Annotated in this window: 24 protein-coding genes; 16 read left to right on the plus strand and 8 right to left on the minus strand. The window is 73.1% G+C overall.

What is annotated here, in order from left to right; translation table 11 throughout:
* The first annotated feature begins 82 nt into the window (after window positions 1-82).
* The gene (locus tag V1634_RS31105; RefSeq protein WP_331211284.1) at window positions 83-550 is read left to right on the plus strand and encodes a hypothetical protein; all 468 of its coding nucleotides are present in this window, start codon (window positions 83-85) and stop codon (window positions 548-550) included.
* Window positions 551-579: 29 nt separating this feature from the next.
* On the opposite strand, the gene V1634_RS31110 is transcribed toward V1634_RS31105, so the two are convergent.
* From V1634_RS31110 to V1634_RS31120, 3 genes are all read right to left on the minus strand, one after another.
* Window positions 580-1,047 carry a nuclear transport factor 2 family protein gene (locus V1634_RS31110; protein WP_331211285.1) on the minus strand — a complete coding sequence of 156 codons (468 nt, stop codon included), beginning with the start codon at window positions 1,045-1,047 and terminating at the stop codon, window positions 580-582.
* 39 nt (window positions 1,048-1,086) lie between these two features.
* Window positions 1,087-1,857, minus strand: a complete 771-nt coding sequence (locus V1634_RS31115) for a hypothetical protein (protein WP_331211286.1) — start codon at window positions 1,855-1,857, stop codon at window positions 1,087-1,089.
* 235 nt (window positions 1,858-2,092) lie between these two features.
* Complete coding sequence (locus V1634_RS31120) at window positions 2,093-6,490, minus strand: S8 family serine peptidase (protein WP_407951881.1); 4,398 nt, start codon at window positions 6,488-6,490, stop codon at window positions 2,093-2,095.
* A 311-nt stretch (window positions 6,491-6,801) separates the two neighbouring features.
* On the opposite strand from V1634_RS31120, the gene V1634_RS31125 reads away from it, so the two are divergent.
* Window positions 6,802-7,275 carry a winged helix-turn-helix domain-containing protein gene (locus V1634_RS31125; protein WP_331211287.1) on the plus strand — a complete coding sequence of 158 codons (474 nt, stop codon included), beginning with the start codon at window positions 6,802-6,804 and terminating at the stop codon, window positions 7,273-7,275.
* A gap of 61 nt (window positions 7,276-7,336) precedes the next feature.
* Window positions 7,337-8,203 carry a hypothetical protein gene (locus tag V1634_RS31130; RefSeq protein WP_331211288.1) on the plus strand — a complete coding sequence of 289 codons (867 nt, stop codon included), beginning with the start codon at window positions 7,337-7,339 and terminating at the stop codon, window positions 8,201-8,203.
* 34 nt (window positions 8,204-8,237) lie between these two features.
* Here the strand turns inward: V1634_RS31130 and V1634_RS31135 are convergent, their stop codons facing one another.
* A complete protein-coding gene (locus tag V1634_RS31135; RefSeq protein ID WP_101369368.1) occupies window positions 8,238-8,600 on the minus strand; it encodes a DsrE family protein in 363 nt (120 codons plus the stop codon).
* 25 nt (window positions 8,601-8,625) lie between these two features.
* Here V1634_RS31135 and mtfM point away from each other — a divergent pair, with 25 nt between their 5' ends.
* On the plus strand, window positions 8,626-8,730 hold the full coding sequence (gene mtfM, locus V1634_RS31140) for a small membrane protein MtfM (RefSeq protein WP_278065698.1): 105 nt from the start codon (window positions 8,626-8,628) through the stop codon (window positions 8,728-8,730).
* A gap of 19 nt (window positions 8,731-8,749) precedes the next feature.
* On the plus strand, window positions 8,750-9,343 hold the full coding sequence (locus V1634_RS31145; protein ID WP_331211289.1) for an FABP family protein: 594 nt from the start codon (window positions 8,750-8,752) through the stop codon (window positions 9,341-9,343).
* Between the two features lie 52 nt (window positions 9,344-9,395).
* On the opposite strand, the gene V1634_RS31150 is transcribed toward V1634_RS31145, so the two are convergent.
* Window positions 9,396-10,250, minus strand: a complete 855-nt coding sequence (locus V1634_RS31150; protein ID WP_331211290.1) for an aminotransferase class IV — start codon at window positions 10,248-10,250, stop codon at window positions 9,396-9,398.
* A gap of 58 nt (window positions 10,251-10,308) precedes the next feature.
* Between V1634_RS31150 and V1634_RS31155 the strand changes: the two genes are divergently transcribed.
* From V1634_RS31155 to V1634_RS31200, 10 genes are all read left to right on the plus strand, one after another.
* Window positions 10,309-10,740, plus strand: a complete 432-nt coding sequence (locus V1634_RS31155; protein WP_331211291.1) for a Fur family transcriptional regulator — start codon at window positions 10,309-10,311, stop codon at window positions 10,738-10,740.
* A gap of 22 nt (window positions 10,741-10,762) precedes the next feature.
* Window positions 10,763-11,875: a CAF17-like 4Fe-4S cluster assembly/insertion protein YgfZ gene (gene ygfZ, locus V1634_RS31160; protein ID WP_331211292.1), complete on the plus strand. Its 1,113-nt coding sequence runs from the start codon at window positions 10,763-10,765 to the stop codon at window positions 11,873-11,875.
* 29 nt (window positions 11,876-11,904) lie between these two features.
* Entirely contained in the window at window positions 11,905-12,741 is an 837-nt protein-coding gene (locus V1634_RS31165) for a BKACE family enzyme (protein WP_331211293.1), read from the plus strand.
* A gap of 46 nt (window positions 12,742-12,787) precedes the next feature.
* Window positions 12,788-13,750, plus strand: coding sequence for an asparaginase (locus V1634_RS31170; RefSeq protein WP_331211294.1), 963 nt, complete (start codon window positions 12,788-12,790; stop codon window positions 13,748-13,750).
* Window positions 13,751-13,871: 121 nt separating this feature from the next.
* Complete coding sequence (locus V1634_RS31175; protein WP_331211295.1) at window positions 13,872-14,534, plus strand: helix-turn-helix domain-containing protein; 663 nt, start codon at window positions 13,872-13,874, stop codon at window positions 14,532-14,534.
* Window positions 14,531-15,181 (plus strand): hypothetical protein, encoded by a 651-nt coding sequence (locus V1634_RS31180; protein ID WP_331211296.1) that lies wholly within the window; start codon window positions 14,531-14,533, stop codon window positions 15,179-15,181. The genes V1634_RS31175 and V1634_RS31180 overlap by 4 nt, the downstream gene beginning before the upstream one ends.
* Before the next feature lie 100 nt (window positions 15,182-15,281).
* The gene (locus V1634_RS31185; RefSeq protein ID WP_331211297.1) at window positions 15,282-15,596 is read left to right on the plus strand and encodes a DUF2516 family protein; all 315 of its coding nucleotides are present in this window, start codon (window positions 15,282-15,284) and stop codon (window positions 15,594-15,596) included.
* Window positions 15,593-16,477, plus strand: a complete 885-nt coding sequence (locus V1634_RS31190) for an alpha/beta fold hydrolase (protein ID WP_331211298.1) — start codon at window positions 15,593-15,595, stop codon at window positions 16,475-16,477. The genes V1634_RS31185 and V1634_RS31190 overlap by 4 nt, the downstream gene beginning before the upstream one ends.
* 60 nt (window positions 16,478-16,537) lie before the next feature.
* Window positions 16,538-17,275, plus strand: a complete 738-nt coding sequence (locus tag V1634_RS31195) for an alanyl-tRNA editing protein (protein WP_331211299.1) — start codon at window positions 16,538-16,540, stop codon at window positions 17,273-17,275.
* A gap of 59 nt (window positions 17,276-17,334) precedes the next feature.
* Window positions 17,335-18,249, plus strand: coding sequence for an SDR family oxidoreductase (locus tag V1634_RS31200; RefSeq protein WP_331211300.1), 915 nt, complete (start codon window positions 17,335-17,337; stop codon window positions 18,247-18,249).
* 53 nt (window positions 18,250-18,302) lie between these two features.
* On the opposite strand, the gene V1634_RS31205 is transcribed toward V1634_RS31200, so the two are convergent.
* Entirely contained in the window at window positions 18,303-19,280 is a 978-nt protein-coding gene (locus V1634_RS31205; protein WP_331211301.1) for a helix-turn-helix transcriptional regulator, read from the minus strand.
* Window positions 19,281-19,401: 121 nt separating this feature from the next.
* On the opposite strand from V1634_RS31205, the gene V1634_RS31210 reads away from it, so the two are divergent.
* Window positions 19,402-20,238: an EI24 domain-containing protein gene (locus tag V1634_RS31210; protein WP_331211302.1), complete on the plus strand. Its 837-nt coding sequence runs from the start codon at window positions 19,402-19,404 to the stop codon at window positions 20,236-20,238.
* A gap of 20 nt (window positions 20,239-20,258) precedes the next feature.
* On the opposite strand, the gene V1634_RS31215 is transcribed toward V1634_RS31210, so the two are convergent.
* Window positions 20,259-21,275, minus strand: a complete 1,017-nt coding sequence (locus V1634_RS31215) for a LacI family DNA-binding transcriptional regulator (protein ID WP_331211303.1) — start codon at window positions 21,273-21,275, stop codon at window positions 20,259-20,261.
* Window positions 21,276-21,365: 90 nt separating this feature from the next.
* The gene (locus V1634_RS31220; protein WP_331211304.1) at window positions 21,366-22,127 is read right to left on the minus strand and encodes a maleylpyruvate isomerase family mycothiol-dependent enzyme; all 762 of its coding nucleotides are present in this window, start codon (window positions 22,125-22,127) and stop codon (window positions 21,366-21,368) included.
* Between the last annotated feature and the right edge of the window lie 23 nt (window positions 22,128-22,150).

Here is a 22,150-nt window from a genome sequence, read left to right on the forward strand (position 1 = left end):
ATCGATTCGGGTTGATCCACGAGTCCACTTTCCGGCTCGGCCCTGCGACAATGGCCGTGCTCCAGCTAGGAGGGACACGCGGATGGCCGGGAGAAGTTGGCGGCTGAGCCTGACCTTCAGTCCCGTCGCGGTACTGCCGACGGCCGCACTCGCGCTGCTGACCCCGCTGATGGACGGACTCGACTTCGACGGCGGGTTCTGGAGCTGGGGAGTGCCGCTCGTCGCGGTCTACGTCGTCAACGCGGGACTGGACTGGCTGGGCACCGGCTCCGGTTATTCCGGCTGGCTCTCGGGGCGGACCGGCGGCTGGGTCAAACTGCGCTGGCTGTTGACCGGTGTGCTGGTCAACGTGCTTCTGCTCGCCGTGCTTCCCCGGTTGCAGGGCCTCTTCGGGTTGGACACCTCGACCGGCGGGCCGGGTACGGTGCTGCCGGCGGGAGCGATCCTCGGCCTCTGTTTCTTCGTCGGCTCCCGGTTCGAGGACGTGTCGTTCTTCTTCGAGAAGGGCGGTTCCGGCGACCCGCCGGAGGGCGTACGAACCGAGGACTGACCGGCCCGTCGAACCGGCCCGGCGGGTCGTCAGAGACCGAGGTCGCTCAGCCCCGGATGGTCGTCGGGGCGGCGCCCGAGCGGCCAGTGGTACTTCCGCTCAGACTCTCCGATCGGCAGGTCGTTGATGCTGGCCAGCCGGACCCGCATCAGGCCGTTCTCGTCGAACTCCCAGTTCTCGTTCCCGTACGACCGGAACCAGTTCCCCGAGTCGTCGTGGAACTCGTAGGCGAACCGTACGGCGATCCGGTTCCCCTCGGTGGCCCAGAGTTCCTTGATCAGGCGGTACTCCAGCTCCCTGGCCCACTTGCGCCGGAGGAACGCGACGATCTCGTCCCGCCCGTTGAGGAACTCGGCCCGGTTGCGCCACCGGGAATCCGGGGTGTACGCCTGCGCCACCTTCTCCGGATCCCGACCGTTCCAGGCATCCTCGGCCATCCGCACCTTCTGCGCGGCGGTCTCACGGGTGAACGGCGGTAGCGGAGGACGGGTCGTCATTTCCGCATCCTATGGAGCAGCGCCGGTGATTGCCGGTGTTCACCCGGGAGTCAGGCACCAGTAGCCGTACGGGTTGCGGTAGAGGTCGTCCGGGTCGTAGCGGGCACAGTCGCGGCGGCCGAGCAGCCAGTGCGGTGCGTCGGCGGCGAGCGCGAACACCTCACCGTCGCGGATGCGCCGGCCCGCCGGCTCGGTCAGCAGGTAGCGGGCCAGGGCGTCGAGCAGGCGTACCTGCTCGTCGACCTCGGCCGGCCCGGTCGGCTGCCCGGCGCGCAGTTCGACGTCCGGGGCGCCGAGCAGGTGCATGCCACAGCTGTAGACCGCCACGCCGTCGGTGATCGGCCGCTTCACCCAGGCCCGGTGCAGCACCACCGCCAGGGTCGAATCGTCGGTCGCGGCGGCGGCCCGGTCGGCCAGGTCGAGCCAGCGGTCGCGGCCGTGTGCCAGGCCGCTGCTCTCGTTGCGTACCGCCGTGGCGCCGGTCCGGAGCAGCGCGGCGGTCAACGCCAGCATCCGCCGGGAGACCTCGATCGCGGTCTGCCGGGTCACGGGCGGCGAGAGCAGGTACGCCACCGTGTCGTGCTCCTTGACCGCCCGCCGGTCCGCCTCGGTGAAACTGCGGCCGGTCAGCGAGGAGCGGAACGAGGCGGCCATCCTCGGGTCGGGCTCCGGACGGGAGTACTCGGAGTCGAGGCCGCATTCCGGGCCACCGATCTCGGCCGCGAGTCGGGCCACGACGTCGAGGTCCAGCCCCGCGCCGAGCACACAGAGGACGTGCTGCGGCGGTACCGATCCGGCCTCGTCGATCACGCCCGGCAGGTTACCAACGGGTACGGCCGCACTGTCAACGCCTCCGGCACAACGGATCGCCCGCACCCGGTACCGGCCGGGCGCCCGACGGCAGGGGCGGGGGGGCCCCCCCCCCCCCCCCCCCCCCGCGGGGGCCCCCCCCCGCCGGGGGGGGGCCCCCCCCCCCCCGGGGGGCGGGGGGGCCCCCCGCCGCTCGACAGTCACCGCCGGATCAGCACTCCGGCCGAGCCGCCGGTCAGATCCCGCCCAGCCGGGCCGGACACGGGTTCACCGGCTCCAGGGTGAAATCGAGCGTGCTGACCAGGCTGGCCTGGATCTGCTGTCGCCGCACCTGCGGCACCCAGCCGTCCTTGGCGACGATGACGTCGTACCGGCCGCGCGCCAGCCACCAGGAGTAGCCGCCCCGGTTGCTCGCCGACAGGGTGTAGCCGGTGGCCGGATCGCCGACCAGGTTGGCCCGGACCGTCGCCGCCAACGGCACCTCGGCGCCGCCACAGGTCCGGCCGATCACCGTGCCCTGGATCTTGCCCCAGCTGCCGGGCGGGGAGACGTTCATCTCCACCCCGACCACCGGTACCGGATAGGGGCTGTCGGTGACCAGGCCGAGTTCGGCGGTGTAGGTGCCGGGCTGCGCGACCCCGGCCGCCGCGGTGGCGGTCAGGCTGACCGTGATGGTCCGGGACGCACCGGCGGCCACGGTGAAGCTGGCCGGCGTACTGCTCAGCCAGGACGCCCCGCCGTCCTCCAGACACGCCTCCAGCCCGCCGAGCCGCTCGGTCTCGGCCGACCCGACGAACGAACTCGGCGAACCACCGACCTTGTACGCCCCGCATACGCCAGCGCCCCGGTAGCGGGCGAACTGCGCGTTCGGCAGGTTCACCCAGGCGCCGGCCACCGGGTCGTAGCCGATCGTCCGGTTCGTCAGCGTGGTCGAGGCGGCGGTGGCGCCGCCGGCCAGCACCAGCATGCCGCCGGCCGCCGCGTACTGCGAGCCCCAGAGGTCGAGCGGCATGTCGGGCAGCGGGGACCAGGCGTCGGTCGCCGGGTCGTAGACGTAGCCGTTCTTGAACTCGACCGCGCCGACGCCACCGGCGCAGTAGACCCGGCCGCCGATGCCGCCGCAGGACATCCAGGAGGAGCCCTGCGGATAGTCGGCGGCGGTGTCGAACTTGCCGGTCAGCGGGTCGAAGACCGTCACGTCCGCGGTGTCGACCGAGCACTCGTTGTCGCCGCAGCCGCCGATGACGTAGAGCTTGCCGCCACTGGTCGCGAACGCCGCCGCCGCCCGGGGCGCCGGGTTGGAGACCCCGGGCAGGGTGCTCCAGGTCCCGGTCGCCGGGTTGAACATGTCGACCGTCTCCACCGGGGCGTCACCGTCGCCCCAGCCGCCGATGGCGTAGATCCGGCCGTTCAGCGCGGCGACCGCCGGCTTCGACCGCGCGGTCGGCAGGTCCGGCAGCGCCGTCCAGACGTTGGTCGCCGGGTCGTAGACCCAGCTCTTGCGCTCGGTGCCGGTGTCGGCACCGCCACCGATCGAATAGACCTTGCCGTCCAGGGTCACCGCCGAGTTGTCGTAGACCGACGCCGGGAGGTTCGCCACCCGGGTCCACGCCTCGTCGACCAGCGGTGCCGCGGCCGCCGTCCCGGTGCCGGGCCCGTACGCGGTTCCGGTGCGACTCTTGCTCAGCCCCTTCATCCTGTACTCGACCAGCTCGGCACCCTTCGCCGAGAGCTGGCTGAACCGGGCCGCCCGCTCCAGCGCCTGCACGGTGGCCGGCGCGTTGCCGGTGTTGGTGACCGTCAGGGTGACGTTCCGGGTGCTGCCGTACGGCTGGTGCAGCTCCAGCGCCTTCGGGGTGACCGTCAGCCGGGCCGCCTTGAGCGCGAAGTCGGCCCGCCGGGTGGCGTCCGGCGCCACCGTCACCTGCTTGCTGAGTCCCCGGTACGGCGACAGGCTGGCGGTGAACGGCTGCGCCCCGGTCAGGCTGGAGTAGAGCCAGTAGAAGCCGTCCGGGATGTTCGGGTCGTCCGGCGTCGCCGCCGACACGCCCCGGTCGGCCGGCTGGTTGCCGCTGACCACCGTGACACCGTTGACCGGGTCGCCGGTGTTGGCGTCGGTGGTGAAGCCGGCGACCAGGCCGCCCGGCTTCGGGGTGCAGGTCCGGTTGACCAGCGCGACGTCGTCGACCTGCCACCACCAGGCGAAGGTGCCGTTGAAGCGGAACCGCACCCGGGCGTTCGCCGCCCCGGCCGCCCGGTCCAGCGGAACCTCCTCGACCCGTGGGCCGCGCCGGCTGACCGTCTGGTGCCAGACGTTGGTCCAGGTCGTACCGCCGTCGGTGGAGACGTCGACGTCGGCGGTGTCGCTGACCCCGACCGCCCGCCAGTCGCTGTTGAACCGCAGCAGCGGCGCGCCGGTCGCCGAGAGGTCCAGCGCCGGGGTGACCAGATCGGTGTCCTGGGTGTTGCCGCTGCCCAGCGCGTCGCTGTCGACGATCGCGAAGTTGCCGGTGCCGCCGGTCAGGTTGGTCCGGCCGGCCGGGTCGTCGAAGCTCCAGCCGCCGGAGTCGGTGCGGTTCACCACCGACCAGCCGGCCGGGGCCGAGGTGCCGTCGAAGCTCTCCGTCAGCAGCGGGTCGCTGACCCCGGCCGTGTAGCCGGCGGCGGTGCAGGCCGGCAGTACGGTGGCGGTGATGTTGACGGTCTTCGAGCCGGTACCGACCGCCACCTCGGTGCTGACCGGCCGGTAGCCGGGGTAGACGACCGTGGTGTCGAGCCGGTAGGTGGCGCTGCCGGGGACGGTGAAGGAGAAGGCGCCGGTCACCGGGTCGGTGAAGACGGGACCGCCGGGCCGGCCGGAGATTTCGATCTTGGCGTACAGCGGCCAGCCGTGTCCGGAGCCGTCGGTGACCTTGCCGGCGACGGTGACCATCCGGGCAGTGGCCAGGGCGAAGTTCTGGGTGAGCACGTCGCCCCGGGCCACCGTCACGGTGGCGGTGCCGGGGTTGAAGCCGTACCCGACGACCGTCAGTTCGTGGGTGCCGACCGGCAGCACCAGGGCGTACCGGCCGTCCGCGTCGGTGGTGGTGTTGAACTCGCCGCTGCGTACCTCGGCACCGGCGACCGGCTCCCCGGTGCTGGCGTTGCTGACGGTGCCGGTGACCCGGCCCGAGTCGCCGCGCGGTGCCCCCCGGACCGCCTGGTACGCGTTGAGCCGGCCCTCGCCGAAGGTGTTGTTGTCGTCGACGGTGCCGCCGCAGCCCAGCGCGTCGACGTCGGTGGCGGTGTCGTCGAGCAGCCGCTCGGTGGCCGGAATGTTGCCGCGCAGTCCGGGTGCGGCCGACCAGACCAGCGCGACGGTGGCGGAGACGTGCGGTGCCGCCATCGAGGTGCCGCTGCCCACCCCGTAGCCGCCGCTGGAGAGGCTGGACCGGATGTCGCTGCCCGGCGCGGCGATGTTCGGCTTGACCGAGCCGTCGATGCTGGACGTTCCCCGGCCGGAGAAGCTGGAGACGTTGTTGTTGCTGTCGTAGGACCCGGTCGCGTAGGTCAGGGGGTAGTCGCCGGGGTTCTCGGTGGTGTTGCAGCCCGGTCCGTCGTTGCCGGCGGAGAAGCTGGGGAAGATGCCGGCGGCCCGCCAGGAAACGACGATCTGCTTGTACCACTCGTCGCCGCGACCGCCGCCCCACGAGTTGTTGACGATGTCCGGGCGCAGGTCTGGCCGGGGGTTCTGCCCGTTCAGGTCGGTCGGGGCGAGTACCCACTCGCCGGCGGCGAGCAGTGAGGCGTCGGAGCAGTTGTTGGTCTCGCAGCCCTTGGCGGCGATCCACCGGGCGCCGGGCGCCACGCCGATCTGGTTGCCGGCACCGTCGTCGCCGACCATGGTGCCCATGGTGTGCGTACCGTGGCCGTTGTTGTCGCACGGCGCCGGGTTGGCGCAGACCTCGGCGGGGTCGAACCAGTTGTAGTTGTGGTCGAAACCGCTGCCGGTGTTGCCTCGGTAGGAGTCGCGCAGCGCCGGGTGGTCGAAGAGCACGCCGCTGTCGATGTTGGCGACGACCACGTCCTCGCCCCGGGTGTCGAACTCGGACCAGACCCGGGGCGCCTCGATGTTGGCGACGTTCCACTCGACCGCGTCGGTACCGGTGTCGGTGCTGGCCCGGAACGGCTCAGGTTTGATCAATTCGTAGGTACGACTCGGTTCGATGCTCTGCACGTCGTCCCGGGCCGCGATGGCGTCGAGCAGGGCGCGGTCGCCCTGCACCCGCACCATGTTCGCGATCCAGTACGACCGGTACGTCGTGCCGCGTTCGTCCAGTTCGGCGCGGAGGGCGCGCTGGCTGCGCTCGGCGGTGGTGGTGAGCGTCCGGTAGACCGCGGCGGCCCGGTCGTCGGCGTCGGCCAGCTTGGCCGCCCCGCTGAGCTCGGCGCGTTCGCGCAGGTAGACGTTGAACGTGCTGGTGCCCTCGGCGGCGAGTTCGGCGAGCAGTTCCCGGCTCACCTCCGCTTCGGGACCGGCCGCCGTGGCGACCGCGGGCTGTGCGGTGACGCCGAGCAGCACGGCGGTCGCGCCGACCAGCAAATGCCAGCGTCTTGGCCGGTCAGCCCGGCTCCGTCCAGATCGGTGCGGCATGGTTCCTCCCCCACTGTTCGGCCTCCCGAGCGGTCTCGGAAGCCACTTCCCAGCCCCGGGTGTCCGGGCTGCCGGCACGCGCGCTCCGACGTTTGCTTACAGACAGCGCCCCCCACATTGGCTTGGAGTAATGCTCTTGCTCGCCAGGGGTGGTGATCAATGCCCGATGTCGGCCAGTATCTAGGCAGTAACTAGGCGTATCTCGGTCAGGAGTGAGCCGGATGCCTTATATCGGTTAGCGTCGCTGTTGACTCGCCCGGTCAAACCCGTTTGGCTAGGGCCCGCAGCCGACGGGGGAGGAGTGGAGCGAGGTGGCAAACGGAGAAGTCCCGCTGGTCGTGTGCGTGTCCACGGACGTCGCCGTGCGGGAACGGGTGGTCCGGCGGCTCGACGACTTCGGCACCGTAGTGATCTGTTCGGACCTGTCCGAGTTGCGGGCAATGCTGTTTCCGATGGTCGGCAACGCGACGGATTCCGGACCGGGCCCGGTGAGCCTCGGTGACCTCTCCGTCGACCCGGGCGGGCACCTGGTCACCTGGCGCGGCGAGCCACTGGCGCTGACCCGGCTGGAACGTGAACTCCTGGCCCGGCTGGCCAGCGCACCCCTCGGAGTGTGGACGTACGAGCGGCTCTTCGGGTCGGTCTGGGGCGGTGCCTACCTCGGCGACACCGCCATCCTGCACTCCGCGGTGAAACGACTGCGCCGCAAGCTGCGCGCCGTCGAGGGCGGTCCGCAGGTGCAGACCGTACGCGGCGTCGGCTACCGGCTGGCTCCCGGACACTGACCCGACCCGCGTTGCCGGCTCGGTGCCGACGTCCCGGCGGCGTCGTGCCACCATGGCCTGCGTGAGCCTCGACGCCCCGGCACCGGCCTGGCCCGGTCAGCCGGACCCGCCCACCCCGCCTCGGCAGCGGCGCTGGCTGCTCGTCGGCCTGGTGGGCTGGGGTGTGCTGCTGCTTGTGCTCACCGTCGTCTCGGTCTACCGGGACGAGCCGACCGTGCCGGAGCAGCGCAGCATCGAGCAGGCCGAACCCGTGCTGGACCGGGCCCTCGGTGAACTCGTCGCGGCGGCCGGCCCGGACGTCGCCGTCGAGATCGCCGCCGGGCGGACACCCGACGACTGCGAACTCACCGTCGTCCGGGACGGCGCCGCGCTGGAGGCGACGGTCCTGGTGCACGCGCCGGACGCGGACGTACCCGCGCTGCTGGACCGGATCGCGGACCGGCTGCCGGCGGCGTACCGGGCCGGGGTCCGGCACAGCGCCGACGGGAGCCGGCACACCCTACGCGCCGACGCGGGCGAGTTCGTGGCCGTCGAAGGCGGTCAGGCCGGCCCCGGACTGGTCGAATTGACCGTCCGGACCGGCTGCCGGCCGGTTTCGGGCGACCCGGACGACCGGGCCGTCCCGCCGCTGCCGCCGGCCGACCCCGACCCGCTCCAGGTGCTCGGCGCGCTCGGCGCGACCGAGCCGACCCCGGTCGCGCTGGCCGCCGCGCACTGCCCGGGACAGGGCACCGCCTGGACCGCACACGCCGCCGGCCGGGGAACGCCGGCGGGTCCGCCGAGCGCCGCGCTGCCCCGGCCGCCCGGCGCCGTCGTGGTCGCCGACACCACCGAGCTGTACGCCTACCGCAGCGGCCCGGTCAGTGTGGTGGTGGAGAGCGGCGAGGGCCGGATCCGGGTCGCCGTCAGCCGTGGCTGCGACCGCTGACCGCTGGCCGCTGACCGGTGCAGCGGTAGCGCGACTAGTAGACCAGCGCCTGGGCGCCGTCCGCCATCGCCTCCTCGACGAAGACCGCAGCCCCGGCGATGCGTACCCCGGGCAGCAGGTCGGACTCGCCGATCTCCCGGCGGGCGGCGCACTGGGTGCAGACCGTGACCCGGCCGCTGCTCAGGATCACGTGCAGCAGCTCGGCCAGCGGCGCGGAGTGCGGCAACTCGAACTCCTCGGCCCGGCCGGGCAGGGCGAACCAGCTCGACTCACCGGTCAGCCAGAGCGACACGTCGACCCCGGAGGCGACCGCCGTGGCGGCCACGGTGAACGCCTGCGCGCAGCGCTCCGGCGAATCCGAACCGGCGGTGACCTTGACGACCAGGGTGCGAGCCATGCCGCCAGCATAGGATCTACCCGTCATGGTTACCGAGATTGGGTTCGTCAGCCTGCTGGTCGCGGGCTTCGGCGCGCTCGCCGGTTACCTGGTCTACCTGGCAGTGAGAATTTCGAGAGGACGTTGGTAGTGCGAGGAGTGAGCCGGGTTTGAGCGACAACCCGATCGAGCCGCCGCCGTGGCTGAACGCGCCGCCGGTCGACCCGTACCCGTACGAGGAGACGTACGACCTGCGCAAGGGGCCGGACCTGCACCCGGCGCTGCTCGGGCTGCTGCCGTACGTCGGGCTCTGGCGTGGGCGGGGCCGGGGCGGGTTCCCCAGCATCGAGGACTTCGACTACGCCCAGGAGATCCGGATCACCCATGACGGGCGGCCGTTCCTCTACTACGAGTCGCGGGCCTGGCTCCTGGACGAGCAGAGCCGGCCGGTCCGGCCCGCCGGTCGCGAGGTGGGCTGGTGGCGGGCCGTACTCGACGCCGACGGCCGGGGCACCGACGAGCTGGAGGTTCTGCTCACCACCCCGACCGGGATCATGGAGCTGCACCTCGGCAAGGTCACCGGCACCCGGGTGGAGATCGCCACCGACGCGGTGGTGCGCAGCGCGACCGCCAAGGAGGTCACCGCCGGGCACCGGCTCTTCGGCATCGTCGAGGGGGCGCTGCTCTACGCCCAGGAGATGGCCGCGGTCGGGCACCCGCTCTCCCCGCACCTCTCCGCCCGGCTGATCCGGGTCGGCGGCTGAGGTGTAAGGAAGGGCCCCTTCCTATCGTTTTCTGTTGTAGAAGGGCCCCCTCCTAACACTCGAAGCCGAGCAGGTCCCGCAGCGCGGCGGTGTGCGGCGAGGCGGCCAGCGGTACCCCGTCGAGTTCGCGGACCTCGGCGAGGCCGCGTACCGACGAGGTGAACCAGACCCCGTCGGCCGCCCGCAGTTCGGTGGGGGTGACCAGCCGGTGGGTCGGCGTCCAGCCCAGGTCGTCGACCTGCCGGAGCAGCCAGTCGGCGGTCACGCCGGGCAGGATCCCGGTCTGCTCCGCCGGCACGGTGCAGAGTTCCCCGCCGGTCAGCCAGACCAGGTTGGCGGTCGGCCCCTCCAGGGCGTACCCGTCGGTCGAGGTCCAGAGCACGTCGTCCACGCCGTTGCCGGCGGCCCAGCGCCGGGCGGCCTCGCTCAGCCCGTACGACGTGGTCTTGAGCCCGCCGAGCAGCCACGGCCGGTCGGCGCGGGCGTCGGCGGCGATCCCCAGCGGCAGGGTCGCCACCCGGATGCCGTCCCGCCGGGCCTGCCGGGACGCGGCCGGCACCCGGGAGAGGGTGGCGTAGACGGTCGGTCCGGTGCCCCCCTCCGGTCCCCGGGTGCAGACCAGCCGCAGCGCCCCCTCGGTCCCGGCCGGCCAGCCGGCGCAGGCGGTGTCGAGCAGGTCGCGCAGTTCGTCGGCGCGGGGCAGCGGCAGCTCCAGTACCGCCGCCGAGCGGGCCAGCCGGGCCAGGTGCTCCCGGACCAGCCAGGGGCGGCCGGCCCGGACGTGCATCGTCTCGAAGAGCCCGTCACCCCGGAGTACGCCCCGGTCGTCGGCCCGGACCACCGGCTCGTCGGCCGGCACCACCCCCCGGCCCAGTACGGCGACGACGACCGGCTGCTCGCTCGACATCCCGCCGAGGGTAGCCGCCGACGAGCCGGTCCTCGCCGAGGCGCACTATGCTTTGTCGGTGTCGGAATCGTCACTTGCGGAGATGCTGCGTTCCCGCGGACTGCGGTTGACGGCGCAGCGGCAGTTGGTCCTCGAAGCCGTGCTGGAGCTGGGGCACGCCACGCCCGAGCAGGTGCATTCGGCGGTCCGGGAGGTCGCCGCCGGAGTGAACATCACCACGATCTACCGGACCCTGGAACTACTCGAACGCCTCGGGCTTGTTACCCATACGCACCTGTCCCACGGGTCACCGACGTACCACGCCGCGGGTGAGGACACCCACGTGCACCTGGTCTGCCGGGTCTGCGGGGCGGTGGACGAGGTCGATCCGGAGGTCTTCGGCCCGCTCTGCGAGAAGCTGGCGGCCGAGCGGGGCTTCCAGGTCGACATCGGGCACGTGGCGCTCTTCGGCGTCTGCGGGCGGAGCGACTGCGAGGAGCGGCGAGAGTGACCGACTGCGAGGAGCGGCGAGGATGATCGACATCGCGGGTGCGGTGGCCGTCGAGGCGATCGACGAGCAGACCCGGGACCAGCCGGAGCCGGAGCACGCCGCGGCCGGGGTACGCCCGGTGGCCGCCCACTACGGCGACCCGATCCGGGAGCAGCGGCTGCTCGCCACCGACGTCGGCCTGGTCGACCGGTCGCACCGGGGGGTGATCGCCGTCCCCGGCTCCGAGCGGGCGAGCTGGCTGCACACCCTGACCAGCCAGCATCTCGGCTCGATCGCCGCCGGGCAGGGCACCGAGCTGCTGGTCCTCTCCCCGCACGGGCATGTCGAGCAGCACGCCATGGTCGCCGAGGACGGCGAGACCACCTGGCTGGACACCGAGCCCGGCGACACCGGCGGGCTGCTGGGCTATCTGGAGAAGATGCGCTTCTTCACCCCGGTCGATCCCCGGGACGTCACCGCCGACTGGGCCCTGCTCTCCCTGGTCGGTCCGCGCGCCGCCGAGGCGGTCGCCGCGCTCGGCGTCACCGGGCTGGTCGAACCGGACCTGCTCGGGGTGCCGGGTCCGAAGTTCGCCGCCGGCTCCCTGCCGCCCCGGCCGACCGTCGTGTACGACGTACGCGCGCTGCCGGGCGGTGGCTGGGCGCGCCGGGTTCGGCTCGGTGTCGACCTGCTGGTGCCCCGGGGGAGCATGCCGGAGGTGGTCGGCACGCTGACCGCCGCCGGGACACCGGTCGCCGGACTGTGGGCGTACGAGGCGGTGCGGGTGGCGCAGCGGCTGCCCCGGGTCGGCTTCGAGACCGACCACCGGACGATTCCGGCCGAGGTGGGGCTGGTGGCTCCGGCCGTACACCTGGACAAGGGCTGCTACCGGGGGCAGGAGACGGTGGCCCGGGTGCACAACCTGGGCCGCCCGCCGCGCCGGCTGGCGCTGCTGCACCTCGACGGGGTGACCACCGACCAGCTTCCGGCGGCCGGTGCCCCGGTGACCGCCGACGGGCGTACGGTCGGCTTCGTCGGTACGGCGGTCCGGCACTTCGAGTTGGGCCCGGTCGCGCTCGCCGTGTTGAAGCGGTCGGTGCCGGACGACGCGGTGCTGCTGGTCGAGGGGCAGGCCGCGGCGATCGACCCGGAGTAGCCGGCCGCCACCTCGGCTAGGATCCCGGCATGACGGGCACCTTGATCACGGTCGCGCCGACCGGGGCGGAGTCGGCGAAGGCGGAGGTGCCGGCGCTGCCGGTCACCCTCGACGAGCTGGTGGTCACCGCCAAGGAGTGCGAGGCGCTCGGCGCCGCGGTGATCCACGTGCACATCCGGGACGACGAGGCCCGGCCCACCCTCGATCCGGGTCGGCTGCGGGAGACCGTGGCCGCGCTGCGGGAGAGCACCGACCTGATCGTGCAGCTCTCCACCGGTGGCGCGGTCACCGATCCGGAGGCGGACCGGCTGGCCGTGCTCGACGCCGATCCGGAGATGGCCTCCTGCACCATGGGTACGGTCAACTTCGGCGAGGACGTCTTCCTCAACCGCTGGGGGTTCATCGTCGACCTGCACACCCGGATGCAGGATCGGGGCGTCGTGCCGGAGTACGAGATCTTCGACCTCGGCCACCTGGCCGCGCTGCGCCGGCTGCTCGACCGGTACGGCCTGCCGGCCGGCGGGCACGTGCACGTCGACTTCGTGATGGGGGTGCCGGGTGGCATGCCGCCCAGCACCGAGGCGCTGGTCGCCTGTGCCCAGGCGCTGCGGGACCTGCCGGCGGGGACGACGTTCTCGGCGACCGGCATCGGCCGGAGCACCATCCCGGTGATGCTCGCCTCGGTCTCGGCCGGCGGGCACCTGCGGGTCGGCATGGAGGACACCACCAGCTACGCCAGGGGGCGTCCGGTGGAGTCCAACATGCAACTGGTGGCCCGGGCGGTCGGGCTGGCCCAGCTCGCCCAGCGTCCGCCGTTGAACCCCACGCGGGCGCGGGAGCTGTTGGGACTCGCGGCACAGCGCTGAGGGGCGCCGGGCCGGTGCGCCGGCCCGGTGGGTACCGTCCGCGACCATGGGCGAGATCTACGACGGCGGCGTACCGCTGGTGGAGGCGGTCCGGTCGGGCTTCGTGGAGTCCGTGCACCGGGGTTCCGTGGTGGTGCTGGACGCGGCCGGTTCGGTGCGGGCCGAGGCGGGCGACATCCGGGGGCCGGTGTTTCCGAGGTCGTCGAACAAGCCGCTCCAGGCGATCGGGATGCTCCGGGTCGGGCTGCCGCTGTCCGGTGCCGACCTGGCCGTCGCCTGTGCCAGCCACCATGGCGAGGACCTGCACGCCGACCGGGTCGGTGCGCTGCTGCGGCGTACCGGGCTGACCGAGTCGGCGCTGCGCTGCCCGCCGGACCTGCCGCTGTCGGAGTCGGCCCGGGATGCCCTGCTGCGGGCCGGCGGTGGGCCGTCCCGGCTCCGGATGAACTGCTCCGGCAAGCACGTCGGGATGCTGCTCGCCTGTCAGGCGGCCGGCTGGCCGATGGCGGAGTACTGGCATCCCGAGCACCCGCTCCAGCGGGCGATCACGGTCGCGATCGAGGAGTTCACCGGCGAGCCGGCGGCGGCGGTCGGGGTCGACGGTTGCGGTGCGCCGCTGCTCGCCGTCTCGCTGACCGGGCTCGCCCGGGCGTACCTGCGGCTGGTCTCGGCGGAGCCGGGCTCGCCGGCCCGGGTGGTCGCGGACGCGATGCGGGCGTACCCGGAGATGGTCGCCGGCACCGACGACCAGGCGTACGACACCCGGCTGATGGCCGCGATCCCCGGGCTGCTCGCCAAGAGCGGCGCGGAGGGGGTGCTCGCGGTGGCGGTGCCCGGGGTCGGCGCGGTGGCGGCCAAGATCGACGACGGTGCGTCGCGCGGCCGGATGCCGGTGCTGGTCTCGGCGTTGCGCCGGCTGTCGGTGGAGGCCCCGATCCTCGATGAGCTGGCCGAGTTGCCGCTGTACGGCGGTGGCGAGGTGGTCGGCGCGGTGCGCGCCCGCTGGTGACCCCTCGGCGCGGTGCGCGCCGCTGGTGACCGGCGTCGTCGACTGAGACGCCGCTAACTATTGCTAACTTTCGCAAGCATTCTGCTTGCAGGAGCAAGCGCTGCCGGGCTACCGTCGAGGCATGGCCAATCCGAAGGACCTTCCGCGGGACATCGGCGGGTTCATCCGTGACCTGCGCCGCAACGCGAAGATTTCGTTGCGGCAGCTGGCCGAGCAGGCCGGGGTGAGCAATCCCTACCTGAGCCAGATCGAGCGCGGGCTGCGCAAGCCGAGCGCCGAGGTGCTCCAGCAGCTGGCCAGCGCCCTGCGGGTCTCCACCCCGGCGATGTACCTCCGGGCCGGGCTCCTCGACGACCGCGAGGGGCAGGGCGTGCTCGCCGCCATCGCGGCCGACCCGGACCTGACGATGCCGCAGAAGCAGTCGCTGAGCCAGATCTACGAGACGTTCCGTCGGGAGAATCTCCGACACACGGACGTACCCGCCGAGTCCGGCACCGCCACTCCGGCCGCCGAGCCCGGTGCGGCCACTCCGGCCGCCGAGTCCGGCACCGCCGACGCTGCGGGCCCGGCCACCGTCGACCGGAACCCGGCGGACGCCGTACTCGAATCGGTGGCGGTGACCGAGGCGGGTGCCGCCGCACCACCACCGACCGAAGCCCGGCCCGGCGCGGAATCCACGCCGCCGGCCGCACCGACCAGGAGGACCGCCCGGAAGGCGGTCAAGAAGGCCGCACCGTCGACTCCGACGGTCACCCCGGCCTCTGACGAGGAGGAACAGTCATGACCCAGCCCCGAACCGCCCGCATCCCCGCCCCGCTCTACGCGGTGGCCGGTGCCGGCGAGCTCGCATACCAGCAGTTGCGCCGGCTGCCCGCCGTGGTCGGCGGTCTCGGTGACGAGGCCACCCGCTCCGAGCTGCGGGAGAAGGCCGCGACGACCACCGCCGAGCTGCGGGAGAAGGCCGTGCTGACGCTGCGCAACGCCAACTCCGGCGCGGCGAACCTGCGGCACCGGGCCGCCAACCGCGAGCTGGACCTCGACGGGCTGCGGGAGGCGACCATCCGCAACGCGGCCGTGGTGGTGGCCGGCGCCCAGGCCGCGCAGGAGCGGGCCATCGCCGTCTACGGCGACCTCGTCGCCCGGGGCGAGCGGGTGGTCGGTTCCGGCGTGGTGCAGGCCGCCGACACCGTCAACGCGGACATGGTCGCCACCGAGACCCCGGCGGTGACCGCGGCCGGGCAGCCGGCGCTGAGCAGCACCCCGCCCGAGGTCGTCGAGCAGGTCAAGGAGGTCGCCGCCGCGACCGAGGCTGCCGGTACGGCCGAGGAGACCGCCGAGGCCACGCCGGCCAAGGCCGTCACGAAGCGCCGCCCGGCGGCGAAGTCGACCCGTCCGGCGGCCAAGCGCAGCCGCCCGGCGGCCGACAAGTAGTCGCCGAGGACCGACAACCGGTCACCGGACGAGCGCCGGTGACCTCGGGTGGGTGCGCCAAGTGGCACGTACCCGGGGTCACCGGCATAAGCTTTCCGCCATGGGCACAGCCGCGCCGATCTTCTTCGACGACGTCGTCTTCATCATCAACCTGGTGCTGATCGTCTTCGCCCTCGTGATCCAGGGCGTCGCGCTCGTGCACTGCGTCACCCAACGTTCCGACGCCTTCCCGGCGATCGGCACCCTCCCCAAGGGAGCCTGGGTCGCCATCCTGGCGGTCTGCCTGGTGCTCACCCTGCTGCTCTACCGGCCGCTCAACCTCTTCGCGCTGATCGGTATCGCGGCGGCGTTGATCTATCTGCTCGACGTCCGGGTCGGACTGCGCGACCTGACCGACGGCAAAGGCTTCTGGTGAGAGATTTCCGCTGGCCACCGCCGCCCGACGGCGGGCCACGGACGTACGGCCCGGGGCCGACCGCGCCGCGCAGCGGTCGGCCGGCGCTGCCCGATCCGGAGACCGAGCTGGTCGCCACCCCGCACGGCGTACGGCTGGAGCGGCTGGTGACCGGCGACGGTGACCCGGTCACGGTCTTCGCACACGGGCTCGGCACCGGCATCTCCACCACCCGACCGTTGGGCAGCGCGGTCAACGGACGCAAGATCTTCTTCCAGTTCCGTGGCCACGGCCGCTCCGAGGCTCCGGAGGGCGACTGGAGCTACGCCGACCTCGCCCGTGACCTGCGGGCGATCGCCGATCTGGGCGGCGCCAGCCGGGCGCTCGGGATCAGCCTCGGCGCGGGCGCGCTCTGCCGGCTCCTCTGGGAGAGTCCGGCCCGGTTCGAGCGGGCGGTCTTCGTGCTGCCGGCCGTACTCGACGAACCCCGCCCTGAGGTGGCCCGGCGGCGGCTCACCGAGCTGCTCGGCGCGGTACGCAGCGGCGACGCCGCCGAGGTGGCCGAGGCGGTGGCCTTCGAGGTGCCTCCGGCGATTCGCAACACCCCGGCCGGCTGGGCCTATCTGCGGCAGCGGGTGGACCAGTTGACCCGGGACGGGCTTGCCGCCGGGCTGGCCGGCCTGGCCGGTCAGGTCGCCGTGCGGCAGCGCTCGGCGCTGGCGGCGGTCACCGCCCGTACCCTGGTGATCGGCTGTGCCGGCGACGACCTGCATCCGGTCGAGGTCGCCGAGCAGCTCGCCGAGGCGCTGCCGGCGGCGACGCTGCACGTCTACGACCGGCCCGGCCTGCTCTGGACGCACCGCGCCGACCTGCGCGAACGGATCTCCGGCTTCCTCAACTGAGGATGCCGTCGAGCCCTCGGTACCACCGGGTTCGGGCCGGCCGGGGTAACGTGGCGAGCCATGGGCGTTTCCCAGCACGGCCGGACGCACCGGCTCGACCTTGCCGACCCGACCCTGCGGGAGTGGGAGTGCACGGTGCTCTCCGCCGACCCGGAGCAGGGGATCGTGCTGGACCGGTCGGCCTTCTATCCGGGTGGCGGCGGCCAGCCGCCGGACCACGGGGTGCTGCTCTGGCAGGGGGTGCAGACCCGGATCGTCGGCACCCGCAAGGGCGACGACCTCTATCTGATCCCGGCCGAGGGTGACCCGCTGCCGCCGCCCGGCACGGCGGTGACCGGCGCGGTGGAGGACCAGCGCCGCAGCCTGCTGATGCGTACCCACTCCGGGCTGCACGTGCTCTGCGGCGTGGTGTTCCGGGACTTCGGCGCGCTCGTCACCGGCGGCAACATGGAACCGGGCGAGGCACGGATGGACTTCAACCTGCCCGAGGTGCCGACCGACTTCAAGGCCCGGCTGGAGGAGCTGGTCAACACCGAGGTCGCCGCCGACCGGGCGGTGGCGGTGAAGGTGCTGCCCCGGGACGAGGCGCTGGCCCTGCCGGACATCATCCGGACCCAGTCCAACCTGATCCCCGCCGACGAGCGGGAGATCCGGATCGTCGACATCGTCGGGCTGGACGTGCAGGCCGACGGCGGCACGCACGTCGGCTCCACCGCGCAGATCGGCAAGGTCCAGGTGGTCAAGGTGGAGAGCAAGGGCCGGGCCAACCGGCGGGTGCGGGTCCGGCTCGTCAGCTGAGCCGGGCCTTCCGGAAATCCAGACGCAGGCTGTCAGGATTAGCTGTCAAGGTCGACAACATGACAGCAGAACTGACCGGAAAGGTCGCACTCGTCGCCGGGGCCACCCGGGGTGCCGGCCGGCAGATCGCCGTGCAGCTCGGCGCGGCCGGCGCCACCGTCTACGCCACCGGGCGGAGCACCCGGGAGAAACGCTCCGAGGTGGACCGGCCGGAAACCATCGAGGAGACCGCCGAACTGGTCACCGCGGCCGGCGGCGTCGGAATCGCGGTACAGGTCGACCACCTCGTCCCCGACCAGGTACGCGGGCTGGTCGAGCGGATCGACCGGGAACAGGGCCGGCTGGACGTACTCGTCAACGACGTCTGGGGGGCGGACCGGCTGATCGGCTGGTACAAGCCGATCTGGGAGCAGAACCTCGACGACGGCTTCCGCACCCTGCGGCTTGCCGTCGACACGCACATGATCACGAGCCACTTCGCGCTGCCGCTGCTGATCCGCCACCCGGGTGGCCTGGTGGTGGAGGTCGGCGACGGCACCAAGGAGTACAACGACCAGAACTACCGGCTGTCGGCCTTCTTCGACCTGGCGAAGACCTCGGTGAACCGGCTCGCCTACCTCTGGGCGCACGAGCTGAAGGAACACGGCGGCACGGCCGTCGCGCTCACCCCGGGCTGGCTGCGCTCCGAGTTCATGCTCGACGAGTTCGGCGTCACCGAGGAGAACTGGCGGGACGCCGTCGAGAAGCAGCCGCACTTCGTCATCTCGGAGAGCCCGGCGTACGTCGGCCGGGCGGTCGCCGCGCTCGCCGCCGACCCGGACAGGGCCCGCTGGTCGGGGCAGTCGCTCTCCAGCGGACAACTCGCCAAGGTGTACGGCTTCACCGACCTCGACGGCAGCCAGCCGGACGCCTGGCGCTACATCGTGGAGGTGGAGGCGGCCGGCAAGCCCGCCGACGCCACCGGCTACCGCTGACCGCTAGCGACGGCTGCCGTTGACGGCTGCGGACGGGGGCGGCCCGGCACCGGCTACGGCGGGTCGCCGGCGTAGAGCTGGGCCAGCCGTCGGGCCGCCGAGGCGAGCCGGGCCCGCAACTCCGCCGGCTCCAGCACCTCGACCTCCGGGCCGAGGCTGAGCAGTTGGCCGTACGCGACGTCGGGGGACTCGACGGGCAGCCGGGTGACCACCCGGCCCTGCTCGTCGGGCTCCCCGGCGTTCGCCTCGGCCTCCCGTACGGCCGGCGCCTCGGTGACGTACCGCAGGGCGTACCGGCCGGCGGGGCTGAGCCGGATCGTGATCTCGTCGCGCAGCATCTGCCGGACGAACCGTTCCGCCTGGCCGGCCCAGTAGGCGGCCAGCTCGAACGAGTCGTCCCGGGTGAACGTCTCCGTGCCGACGGTCACCTCGGTCATCCGGTCCACCCGGTAGGTGCGGTGCCCCGCGCCGACCCGGGCCACCAGATACCACGCCCCGCCCTTGCACACCAGCCCGTACGGCTCGACGCTGCGGGTCACCTCCCGGTCGCCGCGGCGGTAGCGGAACTCCACCGTCCGGTCCTGCCACACCGCCTCGGCCAGCTCGCTGAGCCAGGCCGGCGGATCCGCCTCCCGGAACCACCCCGGCACGTCGAGGTGGAACCGTCGCTGGACCCGGGTCGACGCGTCCCGCAGCCCGCTGGGCAGCGCGGCCAGCACCTTCAACTGGGCCGCGGTCACCACGTCGGCGAGACCCATCTCGCCGACCGGGCCGGGCAGCCCGGAGAGGAAGAGCGCGTCGGCCTCGGTCCGGCTCAGCCCGGTCAGCCGGGTCCGGTAGCCGCCGAGCAGCCGGTAGCCGCCGGCCCGACCCCGGTCGGCGTAGATCGGGATGCCGGCGGCGCCCAGCGCGAGTACGTCCCGGTAGATCGTCCGTTCCGAGACCTCCAGCTCCCGGGCGAGTTCGGCGCCGGTCATCGACTCACGGTTCTGCAGGAGCAGGACCAGGGAGATCAACCGGGTGGCGCGCATACGTCCCATCCTGCCCGGCCGGGCCGACGCCGTTCCGCCCGGCGGCGCCGCCGTCCCCCACCACGAGAGCGGCACCGCGTCGTCGTGCCGGCGTGCGGAACGGCCGATAGGCTCTCCGGTCGTGCAGACCCCCACCCCCACCGGGCCGCGCCCCCGCCGGCTCGGCTCGTTCCTCTCCGCGTTCGGTTCCGGCGTCGGGCTGCTGTTCCGGGGGCTCGGTGTCTACGGGCGCAGTCCCGGGCTGGTGCTGCTCGGCATCGTGCCCGCGGTGATCTCCGGGGCGCTCTACCTGGCCGGCCTCGGCACGCTGATCTACTTCTCCGACGACCTCGCCGCGCTGATCACCCCGTTCGCCGACGACTGGTCGGACGGGCCGCGCCAGATCCTCCGGGTGGTCGCCGGGTTCGCCCTGCTCGGCCTGGGCGGCCTGCTCGGAGTACTCACCTTCACCGCGCTCACGCTGGTGATCGGCGACCCGTTCTACGAGAAGATCTCCGAACGGGTGGAGGAGCGCTACGGCGGCGTGCCGGACGAGGTCGAGCTGCCGTTCTGGCGGTCGCTGCGGCGCAGCATCGCCGACGCGGCGCGGCTGCTCGTCCGGTCGGTGCTGTTCGGGGTACCGCTCTTCGCCGCCGGGTTCGTGCCGCTCGTCGGGCAGTTCGTCGTACCCGTGATCGCCGCGATGGTCGGCGGCTGGTTCCTGGCGATGGGGATGGTCGGGGTGCCGTTCCAGCGGCGCGGTCTCCGGCTGCCGGACCGGCAGCGGGCGCTGCGGGCGAACCGACCGCTGACCCTGGGCTTCGGGGTGGCGGTCTTCCTCTGCTTCCTGATCCCGCTCGGCGCGGTGCTGCTCACCCCGGCCGCCGTCGCCGGAGCCACCCTGCTGGCCCGTCGCTCGCTCGGTGAGTCGATCGACCACCGCGACCGGGCCGGCGTGACCGCGTCCGGAGCGGCCTGACCCGGCCAGGTCGGGTTCGGTCAGGCGGAGGCGCGCAGCACGAGTTCGGTGGGGAGCAGGACGGTCGGCTCGATCCGTTCACCGGCGGCGAGCCGGAGCAGTTGGCGGGTCATCGTCCGGCCGAGATCCTGGATCGGCTGCCGTACGGTGCTCAGCGGCGGGTCGGTGTAGCCGGCCAGCTCGATGTCGTCGAACCCGATCACCGCCACGTCGTCCGGCACCCGGCGACCCGCCTCGCGCAGCGTACGGAGGGCACCGTGCGCCATCAGGTCGGAGGCGACGAAGACCGCGTCCAGGTCCGGTTCCTTGGCCAGGAGCTGGCGCATCGCGACCGCCCCGGACTCCCGGGTGAAGTCGCCGACCGCCTCGACCGGCCGGCGTCCGGCGTCCCGGAGTTCGGCCCGGTAGCCGGCGAGCCGGTCGATCCCGGCCACCATGTCCTGCGGGCCGGCGATGGTGGCGATCCGCTGCCGGCCGGAGTCGAGCAGGTGCCGGACCGCGCCGCGTACCCCGGCGACGTGGTCGACGTCGACGTACGGCACCGGGACGGGAGCCTGGCCGAGCGGGCGCCCGCTGCACACCACCGGCAGCCCCGCCTGGGCGAGCGCCCCGGGCAGCGGGTCGGCGCCGTGCAGGGAGGCGAAGAGTACCCCGTCCACGTGCCCACCCATCGCGTAGCGCTCGACCCGCTCGTGGCTGGCCGCCGACTCGGCCAGGGTCAGCACGAGCTGCTTGCCGGCGGCCTCCAGCTCCCGGCTGACCCCGAGGATGATCCCGGGGAAGACCTGGTCGTCGGAGAAGACCCGGGTGGACGCCTCGGGCAGGATCAGCGCCACCGAGTCGGTCTGCTGGGTCACCAGGCTGCGCGCCGCGAGGTTGGGGACGTAGCCCAGCTCCCGCACCGCCCGCCGGACCGCCTGTTGGATCGGCTCGGCGACCGTGGTCGAGCCGTTCACCACCCGGGACACGGTGGCCCGGGACACTCCGGCCCGTTGAGCCACCGCCTCCAGCGTGGGCCGCGCGCGGGTCACCGCCATCTCCGCTCCTCAGCTCAGCCGCCGGGGAAATGGTTCCACGCGCGCCTGAAGGTCAACAACCCCGTCGGCGGGGTGCCGGGCCGGTGCCGGTCAGCTGACGCGCAGCCCCTGGAGCAGTCCTGCGTCGCCGGCCACGTCGAGGGTGTCGAAGCCGAGTCGCCCCCAGAGAGCAAGCAGCAGGTCACTGGCGGTACCCGAGATCTGCGCCCGGGCGTGGTGGTCGTCGCTGTCCAGGATCGTGTCGGTGTCCAGCAGGGCGACGCCGGCACCGCGCAGCCGCAGGTACCACTCCTGCCCGGCGTCGGTCGCGATCAGGTGGACCACTCCGTGGAAGGGCTGCTCGGTGGCCCGCCGGCCGGCCGGCAGATGGGTGTCGAGCACCTCGCCGACCCCGTCCGCCGCGAGCTTGGCCTCGATCGGCTCCCCGGCGGCGACCGCCATCTGCGCGTCCCAGCGGTGCACCGCGGTCTCCTGCGCCATCCGGCGGTGCCAGAACCCGGCCTTCTTCGGCTGCGGCGCGTAGTTCCAGGCCGGCGCCTCCGGGTCGACCCGGTCCAGTACGGCCATGAGCTGGTCGAACTCCTGCCGCCACCACTGGACGGCCGCCGGCCCGGTCGGCAGGCCGTCCGGGACGGTGAGCGGGTCGGCCCGCTCGGTGCTGCCCCGGCTCACGATGCCCCTGGCCCGGGCGTAGACCGAGCCGAGATGGTGCACCAGATCGGTCATGGTCCACTCGGGACAGGACGGCACCCGGATGTCGAGCGGCGCTTCGGCGATCGTGGCGCCGAAGGTCGGCCCCTCGGCGCGGAGCGCACCGATCCAGAAGTCCTTGGTGCCGTGCAGTCTGGTCATGACGATCCTCCCGTGCCACCGGG

Source organism: Plantactinospora veratri, assembly GCF_036421995.1.
Taxonomy (GTDB): Bacteria; Actinomycetota; Actinomycetes; order Mycobacteriales; family Micromonosporaceae; genus Plantactinospora; species Plantactinospora veratri.